This window comes from Rhizobium sp. USDA 4016, assembly GCF_056279705.1.
Genome location: NZ_JBWCCY010000002.1, coordinates 181,475 through 206,120, shown reverse-complemented (window position 1 = coordinate 206,120; position 24,646 = coordinate 181,475). Strand labels below are relative to the sequence as shown.

22 protein-coding genes and 2 pseudogenes are annotated in these 24,646 nt (G+C 59.8%); 17 read left to right on the top strand and 7 right to left on the bottom strand.

Annotated elements, in window-relative coordinates:
- Positions 1–587 precede the first annotated feature (587 nt).
- Positions 588–887 (bottom strand): annotated as a pseudogene (locus tag ACZ9DP_RS01870) (chromate transporter); the annotation flags it as partial.
- 99 nt (positions 888–986) lie between these two features.
- Between ACZ9DP_RS01870 and ACZ9DP_RS01865 the strand changes: the two are divergent.
- The 3 genes from ACZ9DP_RS01865 (at position 987) to ACZ9DP_RS01855 (ending at position 2,718) form a co-directional block, all read left to right on the top strand.
- Complete coding sequence (locus ACZ9DP_RS01865) at positions 987–1,322, top strand: ArsR/SmtB family transcription factor (protein WP_239602289.1); 336 nt, start codon at positions 987–989, stop codon at positions 1,320–1,322.
- A complete protein-coding gene (locus ACZ9DP_RS01860; protein WP_476199974.1) occupies positions 1,315–1,743 on the top strand; it encodes an SRPBCC family protein in 429 nt (142 codons plus the stop codon). The genes ACZ9DP_RS01865 and ACZ9DP_RS01860 overlap by 8 nt, the downstream gene beginning before the upstream one ends.
- Before the next feature lie 132 nt (positions 1,744–1,875).
- Complete coding sequence (locus tag ACZ9DP_RS01855) at positions 1,876–2,718, top strand: hypothetical protein (protein ID WP_476199972.1); 843 nt, start codon at positions 1,876–1,878, stop codon at positions 2,716–2,718.
- A 742-nt stretch (positions 2,719–3,460) separates the two neighbouring features.
- On the opposite strand, the gene ACZ9DP_RS01850 is transcribed toward ACZ9DP_RS01855, so the two are convergent.
- Complete coding sequence (locus tag ACZ9DP_RS01850; RefSeq protein WP_476199970.1) at positions 3,461–4,528, bottom strand: ABC transporter ATP-binding protein; 1,068 nt, start codon at positions 4,526–4,528, stop codon at positions 3,461–3,463.
- 340 nt (positions 4,529–4,868) lie between these two features.
- Here ACZ9DP_RS01850 and ACZ9DP_RS01845 point away from each other — a divergent pair, with 340 nt between their 5' ends.
- From ACZ9DP_RS01845 to rbsK, 6 genes are all read left to right on the top strand, one after another.
- Positions 4,869–6,509, top strand: coding sequence for an extracellular solute-binding protein (locus ACZ9DP_RS01845; protein ID WP_476199968.1), 1,641 nt, complete (start codon positions 4,869–4,871; stop codon positions 6,507–6,509).
- A gap of 64 nt (positions 6,510–6,573) precedes the next feature.
- Positions 6,574–7,692 (top strand): carbohydrate ABC transporter permease, encoded by a 1,119-nt coding sequence (locus tag ACZ9DP_RS01840; protein WP_476199966.1) that lies wholly within the window; start codon positions 6,574–6,576, stop codon positions 7,690–7,692.
- Complete coding sequence (locus ACZ9DP_RS01835) at positions 7,692–8,603, top strand: carbohydrate ABC transporter permease (protein ID WP_194730344.1); 912 nt, start codon at positions 7,692–7,694, stop codon at positions 8,601–8,603. The genes ACZ9DP_RS01840 and ACZ9DP_RS01835 overlap by 1 nt, the downstream gene beginning before the upstream one ends.
- A gap of 17 nt (positions 8,604–8,620) precedes the next feature.
- The gene (locus ACZ9DP_RS01830) at positions 8,621–9,649 is read left to right on the top strand and encodes a LacI family DNA-binding transcriptional regulator (protein ID WP_476199963.1); all 1,029 of its coding nucleotides are present in this window, start codon (positions 8,621–8,623) and stop codon (positions 9,647–9,649) included.
- 44 nt (positions 9,650–9,693) lie between these two features.
- Entirely contained in the window at positions 9,694–10,155 is a 462-nt protein-coding gene (locus tag ACZ9DP_RS01825; RefSeq protein WP_476199961.1) for an RbsD/FucU family protein, read from the top strand.
- The gene (gene rbsK / locus ACZ9DP_RS01820; protein ID WP_476199959.1) at positions 10,152–11,081 is read left to right on the top strand and encodes a ribokinase; all 930 of its coding nucleotides are present in this window, start codon (positions 10,152–10,154) and stop codon (positions 11,079–11,081) included. Before ACZ9DP_RS01825 ends, rbsK begins: the two co-directional genes overlap by 4 nt.
- Positions 11,082–11,400: 319 nt before the next feature.
- On the opposite strand, the gene ACZ9DP_RS01815 is transcribed toward rbsK, so the two are convergent.
- Positions 11,401–11,616 carry a hypothetical protein gene (locus ACZ9DP_RS01815; protein WP_476199957.1) on the bottom strand — a complete coding sequence of 72 codons (216 nt, stop codon included), beginning with the start codon at positions 11,614–11,616 and terminating at the stop codon, positions 11,401–11,403.
- A 302-nt stretch (positions 11,617–11,918) separates the two neighbouring features.
- Between ACZ9DP_RS01815 and ACZ9DP_RS01810 the strand changes: the two genes are divergently transcribed.
- Positions 11,919–12,608 (top strand): winged helix-turn-helix transcriptional regulator, encoded by a 690-nt coding sequence (locus ACZ9DP_RS01810; RefSeq protein ID WP_476199955.1) that lies wholly within the window; start codon positions 11,919–11,921, stop codon positions 12,606–12,608.
- Positions 12,609–12,729: 121 nt separating this feature from the next.
- Positions 12,730–13,971 (top strand): 8-amino-7-oxononanoate synthase family protein, encoded by a 1,242-nt coding sequence (locus ACZ9DP_RS01805; RefSeq protein ID WP_476199953.1) that lies wholly within the window; start codon positions 12,730–12,732, stop codon positions 13,969–13,971.
- A gap of 35 nt (positions 13,972–14,006) precedes the next feature.
- On the opposite strand, the gene ACZ9DP_RS01800 is transcribed toward ACZ9DP_RS01805, so the two are convergent.
- The 4 genes and pseudogenes from ACZ9DP_RS01800 to ACZ9DP_RS01785 all read right to left on the bottom strand — a co-directional run bounded on the left by ACZ9DP_RS01800 (position 14,007) and on the right by ACZ9DP_RS01785 (position 17,925).
- Positions 14,007–15,050 (bottom strand): extracellular solute-binding protein, encoded by a 1,044-nt coding sequence (locus tag ACZ9DP_RS01800; RefSeq protein ID WP_476199951.1) that lies wholly within the window; start codon positions 15,048–15,050, stop codon positions 14,007–14,009.
- A 44-nt stretch (positions 15,051–15,094) separates the two neighbouring features.
- A complete protein-coding gene (locus ACZ9DP_RS01795; protein WP_476202150.1) occupies positions 15,095–15,814 on the bottom strand; it encodes an ABC transporter permease in 720 nt (239 codons plus the stop codon).
- A 100-nt stretch (positions 15,815–15,914) separates the two neighbouring features.
- The gene (locus ACZ9DP_RS01790) at positions 15,915–16,820 is read right to left on the bottom strand and encodes an ABC transporter permease (RefSeq protein ID WP_476202149.1); all 906 of its coding nucleotides are present in this window, start codon (positions 16,818–16,820) and stop codon (positions 15,915–15,917) included.
- Positions 16,821–16,828: 8 nt separating this feature from the next.
- Positions 16,829–17,925 (bottom strand): annotated as a pseudogene (locus tag ACZ9DP_RS01785) (ABC transporter ATP-binding protein).
- A 215-nt stretch (positions 17,926–18,140) separates the two neighbouring features.
- On the opposite strand from ACZ9DP_RS01785, the gene ACZ9DP_RS01780 reads away from it, so the two are divergent.
- From ACZ9DP_RS01780 to ACZ9DP_RS01755, 6 genes are all read left to right on the top strand, one after another.
- The gene (locus tag ACZ9DP_RS01780; protein ID WP_476199949.1) at positions 18,141–18,851 is read left to right on the top strand and encodes a GntR family transcriptional regulator; all 711 of its coding nucleotides are present in this window, start codon (positions 18,141–18,143) and stop codon (positions 18,849–18,851) included.
- 89 nt (positions 18,852–18,940) lie between these two features.
- Positions 18,941–20,302: an aspartate aminotransferase family protein gene (locus ACZ9DP_RS01775; RefSeq protein ID WP_476199947.1), complete on the top strand. Its 1,362-nt coding sequence runs from the start codon at positions 18,941–18,943 to the stop codon at positions 20,300–20,302.
- Positions 20,299–22,014: an acetolactate synthase catalytic subunit gene (locus ACZ9DP_RS01770; protein ID WP_476199946.1), complete on the top strand. Its 1,716-nt coding sequence runs from the start codon at positions 20,299–20,301 to the stop codon at positions 22,012–22,014. Before ACZ9DP_RS01775 ends, ACZ9DP_RS01770 begins: the two co-directional genes overlap by 4 nt.
- Positions 22,011–22,787 carry an SDR family NAD(P)-dependent oxidoreductase gene (locus ACZ9DP_RS01765; protein ID WP_476199944.1) on the top strand — a complete coding sequence of 259 codons (777 nt, stop codon included), beginning with the start codon at positions 22,011–22,013 and terminating at the stop codon, positions 22,785–22,787. Before ACZ9DP_RS01770 ends, ACZ9DP_RS01765 begins: the two co-directional genes overlap by 4 nt.
- A gap of 12 nt (positions 22,788–22,799) precedes the next feature.
- Positions 22,800–23,519, top strand: a complete 720-nt coding sequence (locus ACZ9DP_RS01760; protein WP_476199943.1) for a winged helix-turn-helix transcriptional regulator — start codon at positions 22,800–22,802, stop codon at positions 23,517–23,519.
- Positions 23,520–24,173: 654 nt separating this feature from the next.
- Positions 24,174–24,455, top strand: a complete 282-nt coding sequence (locus ACZ9DP_RS01755) for a hypothetical protein (protein WP_476199941.1) — start codon at positions 24,174–24,176, stop codon at positions 24,453–24,455.
- Positions 24,456–24,646: the final 191 nt, after the last annotated feature.

Genomic DNA, 24,646 nt, shown 5'->3' with positions numbered 1-24,646 from the left:
TCAGCAGCAATTTGCTGGCGACGGAGACGGCATTCTCCAGACGGAGCGCGCCATTTCTTTTCGATGAGGACGGAATTGGAACGCGGCCCAAGCGTAATGCGCACAGCCTGCTCGCGCCCTGGAGAACTTTGCCCCTGGCTTCCGCATGGAAGAGAACTTGCTTGTGCGGCATTCCCGCCTCCCGAAATAGTCATGAGATAGCCTGCCGATCGGCTATCACTGACATAAATCGCTCGCGGCGAATCTGACCGGTGTCAACAAACGCCGAATAGGAAAGCAGCGGGCAGGAAGGGGTTTAATCCTCCGCAATGTTGCGCGCATCGAGGGCGGCGGCTGGACCATCATCGCGCTCACGACGCGCTCGGTCCTTTGGGTCCACGGCAGTTTCGCCGATTGCCTGTCCGACCAAGACGGCATCATCAAGACCGATCTTTTGGGCGCCAATGCGTTGATGGGCAGGGCGCGTTGCGCCGGCTTGCTAAGACGAGTGGACTTTTCGGCAGAGAGACTTGAGTTGGAGATCACCGAGACATCGCTGCTGGAAGATCGCGGCGACGTCGCGCGCTCCACGACAATCTCCAGATTGTTTAGATGAGATGAAGGTAAATGCCACCTGCTGCCACCAGCACAACGACTATCCATGGCGGAGCTTTCCAGACCACCAGCAGGATGAAGCCTGTCAGCGCTAGCGCGAAATCGTAGGGGTTCACGATCGCGCTGGTCCAGACCGGGCTTAAAAGGGTGGCGCCGAGAATACCGACGACGGCGGCATTCGCGCCGCGCATCGCCGCCTGGGCAAGAGGCCGTTTCCGAAAGCTATTCCAGAAGGGCAGAGCGCCGACCAGGAGCAGGAAGCCGGGCAGAAAGATGGCGACAAGACAGATGGCTTACAGTCCCTGTGTGTCCCGAAACGACGTGGAAAAATATTCATCCAAACGGTTGACTAATGTTCGCCGATGATTATATTCAACCATACGGGTGAATAAATGAACGAAGACGCTCTGTCACATATTCTCAAGGCCGCTGGCGACACCACGCGGCGCAAGATTCTCACGCTCCTCGTTCAGGAGGGCGCGTTGAGGGTGACGACGCTTGCTGCTCATTTTGACATGTCCCTGAACTCCGTTTCCAAGCACATCAAGGTTCTGGAGGAGGCGGGGCTGGTCACTCGCCGGACTTTGGGCCGCGAGCATCTCATTGCTGCGGAACTTGAACCCCTGCGGTTGACGGAGGCCTGGTTCGGGGAACTGAAGTCCATCTGGGAGCTGCGCCTACAGGCGCTCGAAGACGTGCTAAATGCAAAGGATGAAGGACATGAGTGAGCTTGAATTGACTATCAACCGCAAGATCGCCGCGCCTCGCGAGAAGGTGTTCGCCGCATGGCTTTCGGCGGAAATGCTTGCCAAATTCATGCATACCCCGACGGGCAGCAATGGCCCGTCGAGGGTCAGCGCGGACGCCGTCAAGGGCGGTCGGTTTTCGATTGTCATGCTAACAAATGATCGCGAAATACCGCATGCAGGTACCTATCTAGAAATCGATCCCTATTCGCGCCTGTCCTTTACGTGGGAATCTCCTTATTCCCTTGACGACAGTGTCGTCACGATTGATCTCGCCGCCATCGACGCGAACACGACCGAGATTACCTTGAAGCAGGTCAAGTTCCGAAGCGAGGAAACGCGTCTCGCTCACATCGGCGGATGGAACGCGATCCTGAACAATCTCGAAGAAGCCATCGCTTGACGTTTCGCTGAAATGCCAATGCCCGCCCAGTTGCGCCGGCGGGCTCGCGGCTCCGTCGCTCAATGACCTCACTATAGTTTTGTTTGGCCGATGCGGCGCTTTGAGCAGCGTCGAACGGGCAGGAGGAGAGCTATGTCTTCAATCAAAGAAGCAAATACACGTAGAAATATAGGTAAAGCAATTGTTGTGGCCCTCGAACGCGCAGGCGACATCTTTATGGGAGCCACAAAACGACTGCTGGCCGTTGCCATCGCGCTCGGCATCAGCATCGCTCTACCGGGCAGGAGTCAGGCAAACGACACGGCCCTCGACAAAATGGCATCCGACCTCGAAATCCGGTACGCTCTCAGCGCGCTTCCCCCCGCTTTACGGGGCAAGGCTGCAGTCTACATTCTCGATCCCGCCAAGGGATACGCGCTGGCCAGAACGGGAAGCAACGGATTGGCCTGCCTGGTCGAGAGGACGGCGTGGGAACTTGCCGACTTTCGAAACGATATCTACATTCCGCTCTGCTACGATGCGGCCGGCACAAATGCTCACTTTAAGGTCATCATGGACGTGGCCGAACTCCGCGCTCAAGGAATGTCCCCGATGGCCCTGAAATCCGAAATCGAAAAGCGCTATGCGGACAAGACCTACGGCGTTCCCAAGAGACCGGGCCTCTCTTACATGGTATCCCCGATCATGCGCACCGTTGGGCCGCCGGACATGGAGGTTCATACCATGACAATGCCGCACTTCATGTTCTATGCCCCCAATGTCACGAATGAAGATATCGGTGCTCTGCCTGCCCTTGCGAACCCCGAAAGCCTCTTGAACCCGTTCATCGACAGACAGGGCAATGATCAGCAGAGCTACATCATCCAGCTCGTAGGCGAGGCGGAGAAGGCTAAAATCCTCGCCACCGAAAGGACGCTGATTAATGAGCTGTGCGCGTATCGCGAAATTCTATGCCTTGCGCACGCGAAACACTGAAACGACTTGGCTGTGTATGGCGGCAGCTGTCGTCAACGATCCTCGAAGACTTTATCGTCGCGTTGCGCGGCGACAATCACGCACCCTGGTGGCGATGCTGGCGAAGGCTCACAGCGACGGCTCGCCAGCAACTGCAGCATATCGGCCCAGCATTGCAATGGCTTGCTCAAGGCGAGTTGGTCACGACATTGCCGGCGACTTCGGTTACGAGAGCGTCGGTGCGTTCATCTCGATGTTCAGGCGGATGCTTGGCACAACGCCTACGGGCTACCTTGGTGGGGGATCGAGCGGCTTGGAGCGTAGCGATCGGAAGATGCTCGCGCGCGATCGGAATGAAGCGACAGAAGCCGATAACGGCGCCGCGAATGTCCGCGTAGGCGGTCGAGGATCAGCGTCGGGAGGTCGAAGTTCTGACGAGACGTCTGCAATTGGACAGGAGGGGTGTAGGCGCGAAGTGGCGCGCGATCTTGCGACTGACTTGCAGACGCTTTCGGTCAGTTCCTCGGCGAGCCCCGGCCTGTGCTGATTGCGCATGATTGCTGGCTATCGCGGCACATCAGCCGAGGCGGCTGGAGGGGAGGAAGTTCGATCAGTTCCTCGAGTTGGTTCACGTCGAAGCCTCCGAGGTAGTCGTCGCCGTTGATGTAGCCGGGGGGCGGCCCTGTCGAAACGCGTGGCCTGGCTGATCCCGCCTTCCGCCAGGACGATGGCGCTAAAGCTTAAGTTGGCGAAAGTCCGAGGCTCAAACCGGCCGCAACGTCTTGCCCGATCCCGCATCGAATAGATGGAGCTTTCCGGTACGAGGGGCTATCGTCACGACCTGCCCTGGCTCAAAATCGTGGCGTTCCGAAAATACCGCGACAAGCTCGCCCGGCCCGTAACGCAGGAACACCATCGTTTCATGGCCGGTGGGTTCGGTGACGTTGACAGTCGCCGTGAGGCCGCTTTCTGCCAGCGACAGATGTTCAGGCCGCACGCCCAGGAGGACAGACTGCCCGTCGGACGCTTCCGGGGTGAAGCCGAGCGCGATCTCGTCGCCGTTCTCCGTGACGAAGATTGCACCATCGGCCTGGTACCGGCCTTTGAGAAGATTCATCGACGGCGAGCCGATGAAGGTTGCCACGAATGTGTTGCTGGGACGGTCGTAAAGTTCCAGAGGCGTGCCGATCTGTTCGACCTTGCCGGTCTGCATCACCACGATCTTGTCGGCCATGGTCATCGCTTCGACCTGGTCATGAGTGACGTAGATGGTCGTGGTTTTCAGCCGCTGGTGCAGTTCCTTGATCTCCTTGCGCATCTGCACGCGCAGCTTGGCATCCAGGTTCGACAAAGGCTCGTCGAACAGGAATACTTGCGGCGACCTGACGATGGCTCGACCCATCGCCACACGCTGCCGCTGGCCGCCCGAAAGCTGGCGCGGATAACGGTCCAGATAGGGCACGAGATCGAGCGTTTCGGCCGCCGCCTGCAGGCGCTGTTTGATGACGTCCGCTGGCTGCTTCTGTAGGCGCAGCGCAAAGACCATGTTTTCGGCAACGGTTTTGTGCGGATAGAGCGCATAGCTCTGGAAGACCATCGCAATATCGCGGTCCTTGGGCGGCAGATTGTTGACGACCTTTCCGCCGATTGAGATGGTGCCGCCCGTGATGCTTTCGAGCCCTGCGACCATCCGCAACAGAGTCGACTTCCCGCAACCGGACGGGCCGACGAGCACCACAAACTCGCCGTCGCGGATTTCTATATCTACATTATGCAGGACATTTACGGCGCCGTAGGCCTTCTGCGCCCCCGAAATATTGACCTCAGCCATGTGCCTCCCACTCGCTTTCCGGCGACCCCCCGGGCAGCCCCAAGGGTTATGCATCTCTTGACAGGTACTCCAGGCATCCGGGCGCGCGAAACCGCCCTCTGCCCTACCCAAAAGTACCCGCCAGACCTCCTTCATGAAACGTTTCATTTTTCATTGACTTTTTCCGCCTGCCGTCTAATGCTCGTTGGCGAGACCGGGAGGAGCGGTTTCAAGCAAGATATGAAACGTTTCATATTCTTGTTTACCAGATAGTTCTGCACGAGGCCAGTCTTAAATGGGACTGGAGCCGGCCCGGCAACACCGGTTGGCGGCAGCACAACGAAACGTGGAGGAGGAAGACATGAAAATCGAAATATACGATGCATTAATGCGCCGTCAGGCAAGTCGCCGCGACGTTTTGCGCGGAACGGCAAGTGCCGCGGCTCTGCTCGGCTTGTCGGGCGCGATGGGCGGGATTGCCGGCACCGCGTTTGCCGCCGATGATTTGCGCGCTCAAATCCTGCAAATTCCGGGTGTCGGCAAGGGCTCGCCAACGGACGCAGACTGGCAGAAGGTGGGCGAGCTCTGCCTCGGTCCGACCAAGGCGAATGTCAAGCAGGGCGAGTTCGCCGGTGTCGAGCTGACCTTCATGGGGCTCAACAATCAGAATCTCCACAACTTCCTGTTCCGCGGTTTCCTGAAGCCGTGGGAAGCTTATACGGGAGCAAAGATCAACTGGATCGACCTTGCCCAAGCCGACTACAACGCCCGCCTTCAACAGTCGATCGCAACGGGCACGGTCGACTTCGACATCCTTGAAATGGGCGCACCCTTCGAAGGCGACACCGCCGGGCGCGGGCTTCTAGACGAGATGCCCGACTGGGTTGGAAAGCAGATCGAGGCCGACGACCTGGTGACCTACCTGAAGCCCCCGGTCGGCACCTGGGACGGCAAGACCTATCGCGTGACGATTGACGGCGACTGCCACACCTTCGCCTATCGCAAGGACTACTTCGGCGAAGGATCGATCAGCGGCATGGTCGAGCCGCCGAAGACCTGGCAGGAAGTGAACGAAGCTTCCAAGGCGCTGATCGGCAAGACCGATCCGCTGACCGGCCAGCCCGCCTACGGTTATCTCGACCCGCTCAAGGGCTGGGGCGGTTTCGGCTTCTATTTCATCGAGAACCGCGCGACGGCCTATGCCAAATATCCGGGCGATCCGGCTTGGCTGTTCGATCCTGAAAACATGAAGCCGCTGGTCAATAACCCCGCGTGGGTTCAGGCGATCCAGGACGTCTTGGATCTGATCGCGGCTAAGGCCTATCCGGCCGACCAGATCAATGCTGATCCTGGCACCACAGCCTTCTCGCAGTTCCTGGCAGGCACCGGCGCAATGCTGATGTGGTGGGGCGATGTCGGCTCCGGCGCGCGCACCTCGGACACCTCAGTTGTGGGCGACGTGGTCGGCTTCGGCATCAACCGCGGCTCCAACCGTGTCTTCAACCGCAAGACCGGGCAATGGGAAGACAAGTATAACGAAGCGCCGAACATGGCCTATATCGGCTGGGGCATCTACGTCACCAAACAAGTCTCCAGCGACGAGAAGAAGCGCAAGGCGGCTTGGTCTGCTGCTGCCCATCTCGGCGGCAAGGATCTGTCCCTATGGACGTCGGCCTATCCCTCCGGCTTCCAGCCCTACCGTCAATCCAACTTCAACTATGATGAATGGGAAAAGGCTGGTTACGACCGCGCCTATATCGAGGACTATCTGGGTTCGAACGCCGACAGCTACAACCACCCGAACGCGGCCATCGAACCGCGCATCCCCGGCATCTTCCAATATTACTCTGTCGCCGAGGACGAACTGGCGAAGGGTTTTGCCGGACAGTACAAGTCGGCACAGGAAACCGCGGATGCGATTGCAGGCGCCTGGGAGAAGATCACCGACCAGATCGGCCGCGATAGCCAGCTGAAACTCTATCGGTCGAGCCTCGGGCTCTGACCGCTTGACTAAACGCGCTGGCGGCGATTTCGCCAGCGCCCATTCTGTCCGGGCGAGGAATATCATGTCGACAGTCGAAGGCGACCTGCTCCACACGGTCGAAGCCGGCTCCATCTCCGCGAGCCGTCGTTTCTGGGGCCGCACAGTTCTGTGGCTGAGCGCTATATGGTTCGTAGCATCGTTTGTATTACAGGGTGCCCATGAGCTGGGCTGGACCGATTGGGGATTCGCGAACTGGCGCCCGGTTCTCTACGCCTATTTTCTCTGGGCCGCCGTTCTCTGCGTCACTCGCGTCGTCATTTACGGCGAAACAGGCAAGAAAGCGCTTTTTGTTCTGCCGGCAGCGCTTTTCGTTGTGTCGATGGTGGTATTCCCGCTGATCTTTGCGCTCTGGATCGGCTTTTCTGATTGGAACCTCGCCTCTTCAACCGGGCGCCGCTTCAACGGGCTCGACAATGTGCGCCGGATGATCGCGGATCCGTTCTATACCAACGCCTTGCTCAATATGATCCTTTATTGCCTGGCGATTGCGGTCGAATATGCAATCGCGTTCGGCCTGGCCTTGCTCCTCAACCAGGAAATCATCGCACGCAAGTTCTGGCGCGTAACCTTCCTGGTGCCCTTGATGCTGTCGCCGGTCGCGGTGAGTTGGATGGTCGGCAAGTCGATGCTGGAGACCCGTTTCGGCCCGGTCGCGCGGTTTGCCCGCTGGCTCGGCTTAGAAAATCCATCCTTCTTCGGCGACCCGGTGACAGCGCGGCTTTGGATCATGATCATGGACGCCTGGACCTTCATTCCCTTCATGATGATCATGCTGCTCGCCGGATTGCAGGCCTTGTCGCGGGAGGTGCTGGAGGCGGCCGAAGTCGATGGTGCCACCAAGTGGCAACGCTTTTGGAAGGTCATTTTCCCGCTCATGCTGCCGGTTTCGGTAACGGCGGTGATGATCCGCATCATCTTCAAGCTCAAGCTCGCCGACATCATCATCACGGTGACATCAGGAGGTCCCGGCGGGGCGACCGATTCCGTCACCAGTTTCATTTATCGCGAATACCGCGACCGTTCGAATGTCGGATACGGCACCCTTCTCGCACTCGTCTATCTGGTGATCATCGTCTTCGGTATGACGGTGCTGATGAAGTTTTCCGACCGCATTGTGAAGCGTATGACAGGAAGGCTCTGATGGTTCGGATCGATTTCGAAAAATACGCGCGTGGCCAGCGCATTCGCTGGTGGGCCATGCGTTTGGCCGTCTACGGCCTGCTCGTCATATGGGCATTTGTATGTGTCTTCCCGCTGTTCTGGACGGTCTCGACCTCGTTCAAGACTGCCGCCGATGTCATGCGGGGCAATCTGATCCCCTGGTTCAACTTTTCGCCCAGCTGGCTGGGCTGGCGCTCGCTCGGGCTTTCCCCGGATACGATTTTCCAGATATCGACGGTGCGCGACGAGTTCATGCGCAGGCTCTGGAACAGCGTCATCATCTCGGTCACGGCCTCTGCCCTTGCGGTCGTGCTCGGATCGCTCGCAGCCTATGGCCTCAGCCGCTTTTCCTATAAGTTCGGCCATATGCGCAACTCAGACATTTCCTTCTTCTTCTTGTCGCAGCTCATTATGCCGCCCGTCGTCCTCGCCCTGCCGTTCCTGGTTCTCTACAAGGAGTTGGCGCTGCTGGACACTTATGTGGGCATGATCGCCGTCTACACGCTGATGGTCCTGCCGATCGTCGTCTGGATCATGCGCGACCAGTTCGCCACGGTGCCAGTAGAGCTCGAGGAGGCCGCGCTCGTCGATGGGCTGTCGATCTGGGGTGCGTTTGCCCGCATCATCGTGCCGCTCGTGCTGCCGGGCATGGTTGCCGCCTTCCTCCTGGCGCTGATCCTGTGCTGGAACGAATATTTCTTCGCCGCACTGCTGACCTCCACCAATACCAACACCCTGCCGGTAATGATTGCCAGCCAGACGGGCAGCCAGGGCATCAACTGGTGGTCGATGGCCGCCCTTTCCACCGCCGGTATCCTTCCGCTGGTCATCGTTGGCGTCGTGCTGGAAAAGCACATCATCGCCGGGATGACCGCAGGAGCAGTAAAGTAGCTGCGGGACGTTCGAAAATGTCAAAGATGCCCACAGTCAAGGATGTCGCCGAACATGCGGGCGTATCCGTGGGCACCGTTTCGCGCGTGCTGTCGGGCGAAGCCGCGGTCAAGCCTATGCTGCGCGAAAAGGTCAACGGCGCGATTTCTGCGCTCGGTTACCGTCCGAACGTGACCGCGAGAGCGCTGCGCACCAGCAGGACCGATGTCATCGGCCTCGTCGTTCCCGACATCACCAATCCTTTCTTCGCGCAGCTTGCCGCAAGCGTCGAGCGTGCGGCACTCGAATGCGGGCATAGCCTCATGCTGGCGAGCTCGCATAACGATCGCGCGGCGGAGCAGAGCCACGTTTCTGCGTTTCTTGACCGGTCGGTGCGCGGCATCATCGTGGTGGCTTCGAGCGACGGTTCGGGGCTCCACCTCGAGGCAGCGGTTCCGATCATATCGCTGGACCGGCGCTTCGGCACCTTTCCCCTGGTGTCGACCAACCATGCGCAAGCGGCCGCGCTGATTGCGGACCATCTCTATGGGCTGGGGCACCGCCACATCGCCTATATCGCCGGGCCGCCCGACACGGAGGCGGGGCGCATGCGCGAGGAGGGCTTCGTCAGCCAAATCGACCGGTTCGGCAAGACCGGCGAACCTGTTGAACTCGAAATTGCCTACGGCAGATTCGACTACGAGTCCGGTGAAAGAATTGCCCGCGACCTGCTTTCGCGTCTGCCGCAGGACCGGCCAACGGCGGTTGCAGCTGCCAGCGACCAGCAGGCCATCGGCGCGCTGCGCGCTGCCCGCGACCTCAAGATCGACGTGCCGCGCAAGCTGTCAGTGACGGGTTTCGACGACATTTCGCTCGCCAATCTCGTCGTGCCGCGGCTGACAACCATACGCCAGCCGGCCGACACGCTGGCACGGCGCGCGGTCGGCCTTCTCCTTGAGGAGCACCCGGGCAGGGGAGACGAGATGGTTGACGGGTCGCTGATCGTGCGTGGTTCGAGCGGCCCGCCCGCGCAACCTAAGGCGGATATCGCTGGGCATAAAAATTGAAGCAAGGCCGGCACTGCGGCCATTAGAAAGGGATGGAAAGATCAATGCTCAAGGGAATCAGGGCCGAACTCAACGGCGACATTCTTCAAGCACTTTGCAACATGGGACACGGCGACTATCTCGTCATTTCCGACATGAACTTTCCGTCGGACTCGATAGCCCGCCAGACGCGTCTGGGTAAGCTTTTGACTATGGAAAACATCCCCGCGCCGCAGGCGATAGACGCGGTCCTTTCCGTCTTCCCGCTGGACACACCGATCCAGCCTTCAGTGGGCCGCATGGAAGTGATCGGCAAGCCCGATGAATTTCCGCCGATTCAACAGGAAGTCCAGGCCATTGTCGATCGCGCCGAAGGCAAGCCATCGCCGATGTATCCCGTCGAACGGATGGCGTTCTATGACATCGCCAGCAAGGCCTATTGTGTGATCGCAACCGGGGAACTGCGGTTCTACGGATGTTTCCTTCTGACCAAGGGTGTCATTCCGGCGGCGGAGGCCGTCAGATGAGCGAAAAAAGTGGGATCGTCATTCTGGGCATTTTTGCCGCCGACACCGCCTACAAGGCCAAGCGCCTGCCCCATCTTGCCGAGACGTTGATGGGGTCGGGCTTTACGCTTGGGCCGGGAGGCAAGGGCTCCAACCAGGCAATTGCCGCGGCAAAAGCCGGCGGTAAGGTGACCTTTATCTCCCGGGTCGGCAACGACCCGTTCGGCGAGATGGCGCTTGCGGCCTATGCGGCGGCGGGCATCAAAGCCAATGTGATGAAGATGGAAGGCGTATCCACAGGCGCGGCCTTCATCTTCGTCGACGAAGTGAGCGGCGACAATGCCATCATCGTCGCACCGGGTGCCGCAGGCCTCATCGGCATCGACGATGTCGACGCGAACCGGACGGAGATCGAAAACGCTGCCATTTTCATGACCCAACTCGAACAGCCGCTCGAAGCGGCCATACATGGCCTGTCGATGGCGAAAAGGGCAGGAGCGACGACGATCTTCAACCCCGCGCCTGCCCGCGCCATCCCGGACAGCATCTACGGCTTGTGCGATTTCATCGTCCCGAATGAAGTCGAGGCAGCGGAAATGGTGGGCCACCCGATCGAAACCGATGAACAGGCACGTGCGGCGGCCTGCAGCTTGCTTGATCGAGGGGCGCGAGCGGTGATCATCACGCTCGGCGCACGCGGCGCGTTTTATCACAGCACCGGGCAGAGCGAATTCGTACCCGCGTTCTCGGCAGGCAATGTCATCGACACAACCGGAGCCGGGGATGCCTTCCTTGGCGCCTTCGCGACGGCGATTTCCGAAGGATGTGCGCCGGTCGAGGCCGTCCGATTCGGTTGCGCGACCGCGGCAATCGCCGTGACGCGGCCGGGCACGGCCCCCGCCATGCCTTCGCGCGCCGAGATCAACGCCTTGCTGCGCTCATCATGATTGAACAGCGCAAGGGAAATCTAGATCACCCGGCTGTTGGATGCGCGGAGCGAGAGAAGGGCCGGTTTCTCATCGGCGTGACCTGGGAACGGCAACGTGCCGCTCGTTAGGCAACTCTCGCCGGCGAGTGCGACACGGAAAGTCTTAGCCGGGACGAGGGGCGTCGGCTCACGCCACGGTTTTTGGCCCGAACAGGTCGGCGCTCAGCTCGCCCGGGAAAGCCGGTCGAACAGCTTCTGGAGCGCGCGTTTACCCGAAGGTTGCGATCACTTTGCCCATCGAACAGAACTCTCTACGCGCCTCTAAGGAGAACTTGGCCTCAGCCGTCGTCGCCAAGATGGCGAAACACCCGGACCCAGAAGGCGAAGTCGCCTCTCCGCCCGTCACTGCGCGCGTGAATGGCGCACCAGGCGACAGCCGTTTTCGCGCAGGCGCCGTAGAGTGAGGCGGCGGCGGCCGCCGCCGCTTCGATTGTAGTACCAGCGCCCAGCGCCGCTTCAAAACAATGTTGTTGTTCCAAACCTTTGTCACGCATCCACTCGTCCCGTCACCGTCCGGCGCGGGTTGATCGAAAGACGATTGCCGGACGTCAATCCCTACGGGCCACGATCACGTGCCGTCCTTGGCAATCAGCCACGAGTGCTGGCGTTCAATTAATGCAGCTCACATTATGTTGTAACAAAAATAGAAGGTCAAGCCTTCATGAATCACGTAAAACGTGTTTAATATACGGAATTCTCGTGTTTACGCCTATTGGAGGTGGTTTTGCCGCTATCGTCCTTGTATGATGTAACATCAAATGTGGCTTTTCATCGCAGGACGCCCGCGAGGTACCAAATGACACCCCGTATCGCAATCCTATCAATGGATGCGGACTACTACCTGATGCTGTCCCACGTTCTCTTGGCCGCAGGCTATTCGACAGTTCTGGCCGATGGATCCGAGGCAGCACTGGCATTGATCGCCGAGAAAAAGATCGAAGTGCTGCTGATCGACTGCCAGCCGGCATCCTCCATCCTTTCAGATCTTTCCGACCGGCTGAAGGCATCAGGCCATTCAACAGACGTGCTGGTCGTCGCGCTCGTTGCCGAGGGAGTTCCCTATATCGACATTCTCAAGGCTGAGGTCGATGAGAGTTTCATCCGCCCGATGAAGCCCGAATGGCTGCTGTCTTACCTTCATGGCCGTCTTAAAGGAGGCACCGATGTCGCTGCCGGTCGCTCCGCCCCTTCCGGTCCAGACGATCTTCGGCTCGATGCCGGCGCAAGGCGGGCGCTTGCAAACGACAAGCCCGTAGGCCTCAGCCCGATCGAATTCCGGATACTCAGCACTTTGATGAGCACACCCGGGCGGGTGTTTGGCCGGGCCGAATTGATCGAGGCAGTCTGGCCAAAGGCGAATTTCGTAGACCCGCGAACCGTGGACGTGCATGTGGCGCGATTGCGCCGCTCCTTGCACGATGCTCTCGGGCGCGAGGTCATCCGGACCGTTCGCGGTGAGGGATATGCTGTCGATATGAAGGAATGAACGTCACGCAAGCCTTTCGGACCGTCACAGAATCTTAAGGAAAAATTCGGGCTGGCTTCGTTGTATGAAGGTGGGGCTCCTCCTTACGCTTAATGGATCAGAAGCGGGCGGGGAGGGTTCCATGCAGAACGAACAACAGCACAATGCGCCGATGCCTACGCGGCATCGCAACACCGCAAGTCTCATCCATACCTCGACGCCGCATTTTGCCGCGGCACATTCGAAGGGCCTTATGGCGCTCTATGCGAGGCCGCTCGCAGGGCGAAAGGCCGAGATACGATCGGCAAAAGGCAAGACGAGAATCGTCACCGATTTCGTGCGGTGTTCCTATCTCGGGCTCGACAACCATCCGGTGATCGCGGCCGGTGCGATGGCAGCAGTCCTGGACTACGGGACCCTTCACTGGTCCTGCGCGCGAACGCGCCTGAATTTTGCCGCTCTCGGTACCCTCGAGGAAGTCCTGTCGGACCTCTTCGGTGCGCGTGTCATTACATACACGACGGTGCTTGCCGCCAACATGAGTGCATTGCCGCTGATCGCCTCGGGCGCGCTGACAGAGGGTGTGAAGCCCGTCATGGTTTTCGATCGTCTGGCCCATGCAACGCTCGCCTTTAACAAACCGGTTATCGCCGAAGAGACAGACGTCCGCACGATTGCTCATAACGATCTTGCGGCGCTCGAAGAGCTCTGCGAGGCACATCCATGCGTCGCCTATATCTGCGACGGCGTCTATTCGATGGGTGGCAATGCGCCTATCGCCGAGCTTCTGGAACTCCAGCGGCGCTATGGATTATTCCTTTATATCGATGACGCGCATGGCGTTTCGATCTTCGGTGAGAAGGGCGCGGGTTTTGCCCGTTCGCAGATGCCAGGTGGCCTTGGCGACCGGACAATCATTGCAGCGTCCCTCGGCAAGGGCTTCGGTGCTTCTGGCGGCATCCTGATGCTCGGCACGGCGCCACAGGAGGAGATCTTTCGGCGTTTTGCCCTCGCCCATGCCTTTTCCGCTTCGATCAACGTTGCCGCAATCGGCGCTGCCATGGCATCTCAGAGGCTCCATCGCACGGATGAGCTCAGGCAACGGCAGCAGAGGCGTGCGGCAAACATCGCACTCTTCGACGAACTGGTGCCGACCGCCCAATCCGGATCGACACTCCCGATCCGCACCGTTCTCATCGGCGATGAACTGGCAGCGATCAACGCCGCAAGACGTGTTCTGGTCGCAGGCAGCTATGTGTCGGCCATCTTCTTTCCGACAGTTGCTTCCGGGCGGGCCGGCCTGCGGATCTGCCCGACTGCCGATCATACCGTCGACGAGATCAGGGCGCTCGCCGTGGCAATCGACAAGGCACTGGAGCTGTAGGGTAGGGGAGCCGGGTCTTTCGACCCGACACATCTTCAGCGTATCCAGGCGTTCCAGCGCTCCAGCAGCAAAGCGGCATTGGTGTTGATCCATGCGGCGTCCGGGATGACGATATGATCCCGGATGTCTTCCTCGCTCGGAAGCGCTGCACGGGCCGCCGGCGACATCGCCGTGATTGCCTTGCTGCTTGGCGGTGTGCACAGTAGCTCCTCGCAGACGCGCGCCTGCGCGTCCGGACTGTTCAGCCAGAAGGCGATCAGCTTCAGGGCATTTTCCTTATTCGGCGCTCCCTTGATGACGGTCAGACGATCGCCGACCAGGAAGGACGCTTGATTGGACCAGCCGATGGCGCGACCCTCGGCCTTCAACGCATTGGCTCGCGTCAGCCAGATCTGTCCAATGCTGTAGTCGCCGTTGCGGAAGCCTTGGACACTCTGGTCGCCGGTCTTCCACCAGACGGAGATGTCGCCGCGAATGGTCTCAAGCTTGGCGAGCGCCCGATCGATATCGAGCGGGAAGAGCTCCTCCCGCGCTACACCGTCGGCAAGCAGGGCAGCCGCCATAACCCGCCAGGGATCGTCGAAATTCGGAAAAGCCCGCCCGCCCGGAAAGCGCTTCGTGTCCCACATGTCCGCCCATGTCGTCGGTGCTCCATCGGGGAACGCGTCGAATTTATAGGCCATCAACGTTGCCGTCGAAAACAGCCTGGCGCCGGCACCGATGCAGGCGTCCTCAACGAGGTCCGGCCGGTCCTTGAACGCCTCGCAGAACACAGCGAGGTCTTCCGATGTCGCCTTGTGATTGTCGGAATCCGCCTGGATTTCTCCATCGGGATAAAGATCCCAGGTCACATTGCCGGTTTTGACCATGGCCGTTGCCTTGGCGCGCATCTCGGCATTGGTCGCAGCCACCGAAACGACTTTGATGCCGGTGCTCGCGGTGAATGGATCGAACCAGAACTTCCTCAACGCCGCGTCATAAGAGCCACCCGTCGTTGCCACGACAACGCGCTCCTCAGCAACTGCCGGCGAAACTACAGCGAACTGCAGGGCAGCCATGCAGGCTGCGATAAATGTCATTGACCTCTTCATGTCTTTCCTCACGTGATGAAAAATTCGACCGCCTACTCCTCCCGGCGGCCCTTCAGGAGTTCGACCGAGCCCATCAACAAAAGTGAGATCGCGACCATGAGGGTCGAGACCGCGGCGATGACGGGGGTCAGGTTGAAATCGATATCTTCGAACATCTTCCGGCTAATCGTCTTGCCTCCCGTATCCGAGATGAAGAAGGCGACCGTCGCCTCGTCGAAGGAGGCGAGGAAGGCGAAGACGGCGGCCACTGCCACGGCAGGCGCGATGTTCGGCAGGACCACGCTGAAAAACGCCCGTGTTCGCGAAGCGCCGCAGCTGAGCGCCGCACGTTCGAGCGCCGGATCGAAACGTTCAAGTGCTGCGCTGACGGTAATCACCACATAGGGGATCGACAGGACGCAATGGGCAATCAGAAAGCCGGTGAAGTTGCCGGTAAGCCCGATCGGCGAGAAGACGAGATAAAGCGCGACGCCGAAGACGACATGGGGAACGATCATCGGGGCCATCGCCAACGCCTTCAGAGCGTTCCGGCCGGGCAGGCTCCCGCGCACGATAGCAAGCGACGCCAGCGTGCCTGTCGCAGTCGCTGCGACAGCGGTCGAAAGCGCAATTTTCAGACTGAAGACGGTTGCTGCCCGCCAGTCCGGATCGGCCAGATAATCGAGGTACCAACGCAGCGTCAGCCCGCGGGGCGGCAACTCGATATAGGCCGTTCCGTTGAGCGACATTGGAACGATGAGAAGCGTGGGCATCAGCAGGAAGAACAGCACGGCGCCGATCCCGACACCGCCCGCGAGCCGAACGATTGTCGTGCGGAGCGGATTGCCAATGGTTCTTGCTGCAACGGATTGATCAGGCGACACTGTTTATTCCTTTGCTGATCGAAAGTGCGCGGCGGAAGGCGAGGACGACGAGCAGCGTTACCAGGAGCAGGACGCTCGAAAGAGCTGCTGCAAACGGCCAGTCGAGAACGACCGTGGTCTGCTGGGCGATAAGGGTCGCCATGGTCATGGCTTCCGGTCCGCCGACGAGTGCTGGAGTGATGTAAAAGCCGATCGCCAGGATGAAACACATGACGCAGCCGGCGAACACGCCCGGCAGCGAGAGCGGCAGGACGACGCGCAGGAAGGTCGCAAGCGAACCGGCGCCAAGGCTGCGGGCGGCGAGCGCATAGTCAGGGGAGATCGAGCGCAACGCATTGGCGATGGGCAGGATCATGAACGGCATCAGCACATGCGTCATGGCCAGAATGACCGCGCCGTCGGTATAAAGCAATTTCAGCGGCGCGGCGATGAAACCGCTCTCGACCAGAAATGCGTTGACGAGGCCGCTGCGCTGCAAGAGAACGATCCAGGCATAGGAACGCACGAGCACCGAGGTCCACAATGGAACGAGAACAGCCGCGGCAATGACGAGCGCCAGGCGTCCCCGCGCTTTGGACACCGCCAGAGCGACTGGATAGCCGAACATCAGGCTGAGCAGCGTGACGATAGCGGCAGTCGAGATCGTGCGCGACAAGACGCCAAGATAAAGCGGTGTCGTAAAGATGCGCCGGTATTGCTCGAGATCCGCTGCGGCCTCGCCGAAGCTCATAATCACGAGTCGCGCAATCGGATAGAGGAAGCCGATCGAAAACAGGACCATCAACGGCATCAGGAGAACGAGTGTCAATATTGGTCCGTAGCGCCCAGCCGGTATCGCTGCTCGAAGGCGCAGCGCCGGTCTGATGAGGCGTCCAGGTGTTGGTGCGGCCGACATATCCATGCTCACGACCCTTGCCTTTCGAACAGATGCAGACTGTCTTGGTGTGCCACGATGTCGACCTGCGCGCCGGCATTGAGACCGGCCGGTTTGGTATCGACGGACGTCTGGATCTGGATAAGCGGACGGCCATCGGTCTCGGCGCGCACCAGATGCAGGTCGCAGGCTCCGGTAAACACACTCGCTTCAAGCGTCCCGGGAATGACGTTCCTTCCGCCCTTGCCGCGTGCCGTCAGGCATAGCTTTTCTGGGCGCATGGCAAGCTTCAGCCGCGCGCCTGGACGGATCGTGCCGTTGACGCTGCTTGCCTTAAGCACGACGGTCTCGCCAAGCCTCACCGCATGAAAACCCTCATAAACGCCAAGATAGGTTCCCTCGGCAAAGCTCATTCGCCCGATGAAATCGGCAACGAATGCGGTTTGCGGCTGCCGGTAAAGCGATGCAGGGCTTCCCACTTGGACGATCTCGCCGGCTGCCATGACGGCGACCCGATCCGACATGGTGAGCGCCTCCTCCTGATCGTGCGTGACATAGATCACCGTCGCGCCAAGGCGTTGCTGAAGCTGCTTGATCTCCAACTGCATGGCCTCTCGCAGCTTCTTGTCGAGCGCGCCGAGCGGCTCGTCCATGAGGAGCACCGGTGGCTCGAAGACGATGGCACGGGCAACTGCGACGCGCTGCTGCTGGCCGCCCGACAGTTGATGGGGATAGCGGCGAGCGAGGTCACCGAGTTGCACGAGTTCGAGCGTCTCGGCCCCCTGCGTTCCCGTTCGTTTCGCGGCAGGCGGCGCATCTTCAGGGGAAAGGCGATGTTTTCGGCAACCGTCATGTGCGGAAACAGCGCATAGCGCTGGAACACCATGCCGATGTCGCGCCGGTTAGGCGCGAGTTGCGTGACGTCCCGCCCGCCGATGACGATGCGCCCGGCGCTTGGCGTCTCAAAGCCGGCAATCATGGTCAGGAGCGTCGTCTTTCCCGAGCCCGATGGCCCGAGGATCGAAACGAATTCGCCAGCTTCGACCTTAAGCGTCACGCTTCGAACCGCAGTATGGGCGCCATACTGCTTGCATGCGCCGTCGATGAGTATGGGGGCACCGATCAAGTTTTCTCCTCCTCCTGAATTCCGTCCGTGCGGTCTGAAGACATAGCTTTGCCGCTCCGGCGGCGGGTTCTTCCCAAAGCAACCGCGCCGCAATCTCCGCCCAGCGTTGCTAATATTCACAATCTCGTTATGCTGTTACATTAAACCGTAATATTCCTGTTACATGTGTTTTGTTGCAACAAAAAAGCGGCATGTCAATGCCAGGGGGAGAAAATATGGACGACAGTACAACTGCGAGTGCGTCTGGTGCGGAAGGCCACCAGGGGCGGCTTAGCGATTATGTCTATGAATCGCTCAAGGACCAGCTCACCCGCGGCGCTTACAGCCCCGGCAAAAAGCTGCCGATCCGCACTGTCGCAGAGACTTTGGGCGTCGGTTCTACTCCAGCGCGCGAGGCGATCAATCGACTGGTCTTCGAAGGCGCCTTGGTGATGTCGGGTCCGAAGACAGTCATCGTTCCCTATCTCGATCTTGCGGGGCTTTATGAGGTGACGCAGATGCGGCTTGCCCTCGAAGGGCTTGCGGCAGAGAAAGGTGCTGCCAACGCAACCGACGAAACCGTCGAAACTCTTTTGAAATTACAGGAGAAAATCAGTCTGTCCCTCGACGAGAAGCGATACCGGGATGCGCTACACGTCAATAAAGAGTTTCATTTTACCATCTACCGTCTTTGTGGCATGCCGCATCTTCTTTCGACGATCGAAGCTTTATGGCTGCGTGTCGGATCGTCCTTCCACGATCTCTATCCGGAATTTGCCGAGCAGCGATACGGCGTCCACAACCATATGGTCGCCATCGAGGCGCTGGCCGAGGGTGAGGCGTCTTTCGTGCGAGCGGCCATGGAAAATGACATTCGCGACGGCTACAGGCGCCTCAAGAAGGCGGCCCTGTCGCGCACTGGTCATCGCGCAGCGCCGTCCGGTTGATCTTTTTTGTTGCAACTTCTTCGCCATTGTGATTTTTGTTGTAACATAATTGCAATGTTCGGACGTACGGTGCGTCCCGGAGGAAGAAGATGCTTCATACACGTGACATTTCCGGGGACAGGCCGCTGTCGCGCGCCCGGTCCCATCATTTTTTTAACAGAGGGCGGAAAATCTTTCCCTCGGGCGTGACGCGGGTGACCGTCGAGCGTCAACCGGTACCGCTCTACATTGCCCGCGGCGAAGGGGCTTATGTGCTCGACGTCGACGGCAACCGGTTCTTGGATCTCAACAACAATTTCACGACGCTGATCCACGGCCATGGTTTCCTGCCGGTCGCCGACGCCGTTGCCGACCTCCTTCACCGCGGAACCTGCTTTTCCAATCCGACGGAACATGAAATCGCCCTTGCCGAACTCCTCGCCGAGCGCATTCCGGCTATCGAACACGTTCGCTTCGTCAACAGCGGGACGGAAGCCGTGATGTTTGCGATCAAGGCGGCGCGTGCCTTTACGGGCCGGACCGGCATCGTCCGCGTCGAGGGCGCCTATCATGGCGCCTATGACTGGGCCGAGGCCGGTCAGTCGAGTTCACCGACACATTGGGGGGACGGGTCGAGACCCGATGCGATTCCCGCCTATCGCGGGACGCCCCCGTCGGTCGCCGACGACGTTGCCGTCATTCGCTTCAATGATGTCGAGGGCGTCGAACGCAGAATGGCGGACGTTGGCGCAAGAACGGCCTGCGTCCTGATTGATCCCATGCCGAGCCGCGCGGGGCTGATCGAGCCGAAGGCGGATTTCCTGCAGGCGTTGCAGGCTGCCGCGCGCAAGCATGGCGTTCTCCTCGTCGCCGATGAAGTGCTCAATCTGCGGCAATCCTATCGCGGCGCCTCGGCCCGCTATGGCCTTGAACCGGATCTGATTGCCTGCGGCAAAATCATCGGCGGCGGCTTTCCAGTAGGCGCTGTCGGTGGACGGGCAAACGTCATGAGCGTTTTCGCCAACGACAAGGGAAAGCCGCTCCTGCCGCAGGGCGGAACATTTTCGGCAAACCCCGTGTCGATGGTGGCCGGCCGTGTTGCGATGGAGGCGATGACCGAGGAGGCCTTCCATGGCCTGGAGCGCCTTGGAGATCACGCCCGGTCCGGGTTGCAGGACGCAATCGATCGCACCGGCGCGCCCTTCAGCGTCAGCGGTGCCGCCTCCTTGTTTCGCATCCATCCGAAGAAGCAGCCGCCCAGCGACTATCGAAGCGGCTATCCGACACAGGCCGAAAACGACATCAACACCGCGCTTTCAGACTATTTCCTTCACCGCGGCATCCTGCTGCCGAACGGCGCCGCCGCCTGCCTGTCGACCGCAATGACGGCCTACGACGCCGATGCGGTCGTCACGACCTTCTCCGACTTCCTCTCGACCCCTGCCGCTCAAGAATTCGAGGCCTCCCGATGACGCATTCCCCTGACATGTTGACAGTCGCAGAGCGTATTGCGCTCAGCCTGAAGCGGCACGACGTTTCAATGATCTTTGCCCAAAGCCTTCCGTCCGCCGTCATTCTCGCAGCCGAAGCGATCGGCATCCGGCAGGTTGCCTACCGGCAGGAAAACATGGGCGGCACGATGGCCGATGGCTATGCGCGGCGATCGGGAAAGGTCGGGGTCGTCGCCGCCCAGAACGGTCCGGCGGCAACACTTCTCGTTCCACCGCTCGCCGAAGCCCTGAAGGCCTCCGTGCCGATCGTCGCCCTCGTTCAGGACGTCGAACGGGATCAGGCGGATCGCAACGCGTTCCAGGAACTCGACCATCTGGCGCTCTTCCAGTCCTGCACAAAATGGGTGAGAAAGGTGATCGTTCCCGAACGCATCGACGACTATGTCGACGCCGCGTTCACCGCCGCGGTATCGGGGCGGCCGGGGCCCGTCGCCCTGCTGCTTCCCGCCGACCTCCTGCGCGCCGAGATCGAGGCGCCGGTGCTGCGCCGGTCGGTGAGCTTGGGACGATGGCCGCTTGATCGCAACCGTCCGGCAGACGCAGATATCGCGCGGGCTGCGGCAATGATCGCCGCGGCACGGGCGCCCGTCGTCATCGCCGGCGGCGGCGTGCATGCGAGCCGCGCCGCTCAGTCGCTGGCAAAGCTCCAGGAGGAAGCATGCCTTCCCGTATTGACGACCAATATGGGTAAGGGGGCCGTCGACGAGCATCATCCATTATCGGCTGGTGTCCTGGGCGCGTTGGTCGGTCCAAGATCGCTCGGCCGCCATACGCTTGCCCTTGTCCAGGAGGCGGATATCGTTCTCCTCATCGGAACGAGAACCAATCAGAACGGCACCGACAGTTGGCGTCAGATTAACCCAGCCTCGGCCGTCATCCATATCGACGTCGACCCTTCGGAAATCGGACGCACCTATGAAGCCGTCAGGCTAGCAGGTGATGCGGCCGAGACCATTGATGCGTTACGGGCAGCCCTTGCGACGCGCGTTCTGTCGAAACGTCACGCTGCGCGTGCACAACTGGTCGAACGCATCGCCAATTGCTGGGCCATGTTTGACGCCGAACGGCAAGGCGTCAGTCATTCAGGTGCAACTCCGATCCGGCCGGAACGGATCATGCGCGAGCTGCAATCGCAATTGACAGCAGATACGACGGTCGTCGCAGACGCGAGCTACTCCTCAATGTGGGTTGCAGGACAGCTCCGGTCGCTTTCAGCCGGGATGCGTTTTTTGACGCCGCGCGGTCTTGCGGGCCTCGGTTGGGGATTGCCGCTTGCGCTGGGCGCAAAGCTTGCCGATCCGGACAAGCCCGTTGTCGTCCTCGTCGGCGACGGCGGTTTTGCCCACAGCTGGGCGGAGCTCGAGACCATGGTCCGAAGCAACATCCCCGTGCTGATCATCGTTCTCAACAACGGTATCCTCGGGTTTCAGCGCGATGCAGAGACCGTAAAGTTCGGACGCTTCACCAGCGCCTGCCATTTTGTCGATGTCGATCACAGCCAAATCGCTGCAGCGTGCGGATGCCCGGCTGTCCGTGTCAGCGTCGCCGCCGGGCTTGCCGAACATATCCGCACGGGGCTAACCGGCAATAAACCCTTGATGATCGAGGTCTTGACCGATCCCGAGGCCCATCCGCCGCTGTCACTTTTTGCCGCAATGGACGAGGCGGCATGAGCACCGGCGGGACGGGACGGGTTGCCGTCATCAGCGGCGGGACCACTGGCATCGGCCTTGCAACTGCCAGTCGGTTCCTGAGGGATGGCTATCGCGTCGGCGTTTTCGGGCACAGCGCCGAGAGCGTCGAGCAAGCCGGCGCCAGTCTTGCCGCGAGCATCGAAGCGGGTCGCGCAGTCGCCTCGCAGGTCGACCTTCGGAAGCCCGAAGCCATTCAGAGCTTCTTCGATGACATCCGTGCTCGCTTTGGTGCGCCGTCGGTTCTGGTCTGCTGCGCCGGGGTCTCACCGAAAGGCAACAATGGCCCGTCACTGGTCGCTACCATTCCGCGCGGGGAATGGGATGACGTGCTTTCCATCAATCTGACAGGTGCCATGCTGTGCTGCCAGTACGCTTTGCCCGATATGCAGAACAACCGGTTCGGGCGCATCATCTTCGTAGGATCGCTCGCTGGCCGGACGCGACCATTGATTGCCGGGCCGGCCTATGCGGTCTCGAAGGCAGCCCTTGCCGGATTGTCACGTTCGCTTGTAACCCAATACGGACGCTTCGGTATCACCGCCAATGTTGTTGCGCCCGGCCGAATTCTGACCGGAATGACGGGTCCGGCTTCAAGCGATGTCAATCGTGAGGCAATTACGCGAATTCCGGCCGGCCGCTTGGGGACAGCCGACGAGGTCTCGGCCGCCATCGTGTTTCTCGCGTCCGACGAGGCAGGCTTCGTCAATGGCGCGATATTCGACGTCAATGGCGGCGAGTTTACGCCAAGCTGAAGGAGGGGTGCGATGGAAAATCGGGTGTTGATCTGCACAGAGGATCCGGAGCTCTATCTTCTCCTACACTACATCCTGGCTGTTGAGGGTTTTCCGAGCCAGCTCGCCGACGGTGACGCCGATGTCGAATCTTGTCTGCAGAAAGGCGGCCTGCTTGCCGTCATCTTCGATGGTGTTGCCTGGCACGGCGATATCGTCGCCCTTTGCAGCCTGTCAAAACAGGCTGGACTTGCCGTCGGCGCGTTGATCGCCGGCGACATGCGAACCATGCATCTGCAGATGATCAAGGCCGGGCTTGATGACGGCATCATGCGACCGCTTGACCCCGAACGCCTGCTTGCCTTTCTCCGGCACGCACGTCGTGCGGCCGGTAATCCGTCTGCCTTTGGTGAAGTCCCGCCGTCAGCTTTGCCCACCCATATATCGGTTTCGTCCGATTCACGGCGCGTCACCATCAGTGGAAGGCATCTGGCATTGACCTCCATCGAAAGTCGAATCCTTGAAACACTCGTTCGCCACGGCAACAGGGCCTGCTCCCGGGACGATTTGCTGACTGCCGTCTGGCGAGAGCCGCACGACGTTGGCGCCCGCACCGTGGATGTCCATATCGCTCGCCTTCGAAAGGCTCTGTCTGCCTGTCATGACGTCCGGATCAAGACAGTCTATGGCGAAGGATATGCGCTTGTTTCAACGAGAAAGGGTGAGGAGTTAAGCGTCGCGGCGAGACGATAATGTCGTTATCAGCCATAAGAAGTCCAGTAAATCAATGGCTCAGGTTGGCCGAGGATCCTCGGCAAGATCACAGATGTAGTCGTCGGTGTTCGGTCGTTCTAGTCTCTCAGCGCCGTGTGCAACTTTGTGCCAGTTTCCCCGAGAATTTAGGGATTTGCCTCGGATTTCTTTATGGCAAGGTTGGTGTTTGGAGCGATCGTCGAAGAATAGGAATCAGTGGCATGTCGACCAGTACCGAAAGCTGGCGTGCACTCTTCAAATGAGAGGTATTGATCATCGAAAAGCTTCTGTCCCAGGATTTTTCCGGATGCCATGAGCTGCGGATGCAATTGCTTTCGGCCCGCGTCAGTCCGATTGATCGTAAGGGAAGCTGCAGTTTCGCGTCGTTGGACCTGCTGCACTGGTCGAGACCCGCGTTCCAACCGAAGCATATTATTTTGATGGACCCAACAGAGAAAGCGGACCAGCTGTCCATCTGCTCATTCACGTTGTCGAAGGCAAGCTGCATGAACTCGAAGTCTAAAAGACGACGGCACTGCAATTACCGTGCTTCCTGCCGATATTGACCTAACAAAACTGCATCTTTTTTAATCTGCCAATTTTTTGGTCCTGCCATCTTTATCACTCAAATCGTCAACGGGAGGCGAGCACATCATGAAAATCGATCCAGTTTATGCGTTCGAGCTGATTGCCGGAAGCGACGAACTCCTCGGATATGAGGCGACCGAAGAGGATGCGCACAAAGCTGCCCTGGCGCATCTCCGCGAACTGCGGGTGAGGGATAGAGTGAAAATCAAGGTCCCGACGGCGATCTACAAGGTTTGGCTGAACCCAATCGACACGTCCCTGCTTCTCGAAATCATGAATTTCCCGGACGAACGTGCGGATTGGCGGCTCGTAGAACGCAAGGAGCGCATTGCGGCCGTAACGGAATGATGGCAAACGATCTTCAGCATACTGCTTGTCGCGACACCTTACCGCTTTTTTGGCACGCCAGAGCCCTCTCGTATTGATGAGTCTGCCTGAACGGCGGATGAGGCAATCCAATCTACCTGAAAGCCGACAAACGACGGGCCGGTACTGGAATTGCGATGTCTCGGATTGTTCTCGTTCGTCATCTGCCAAGC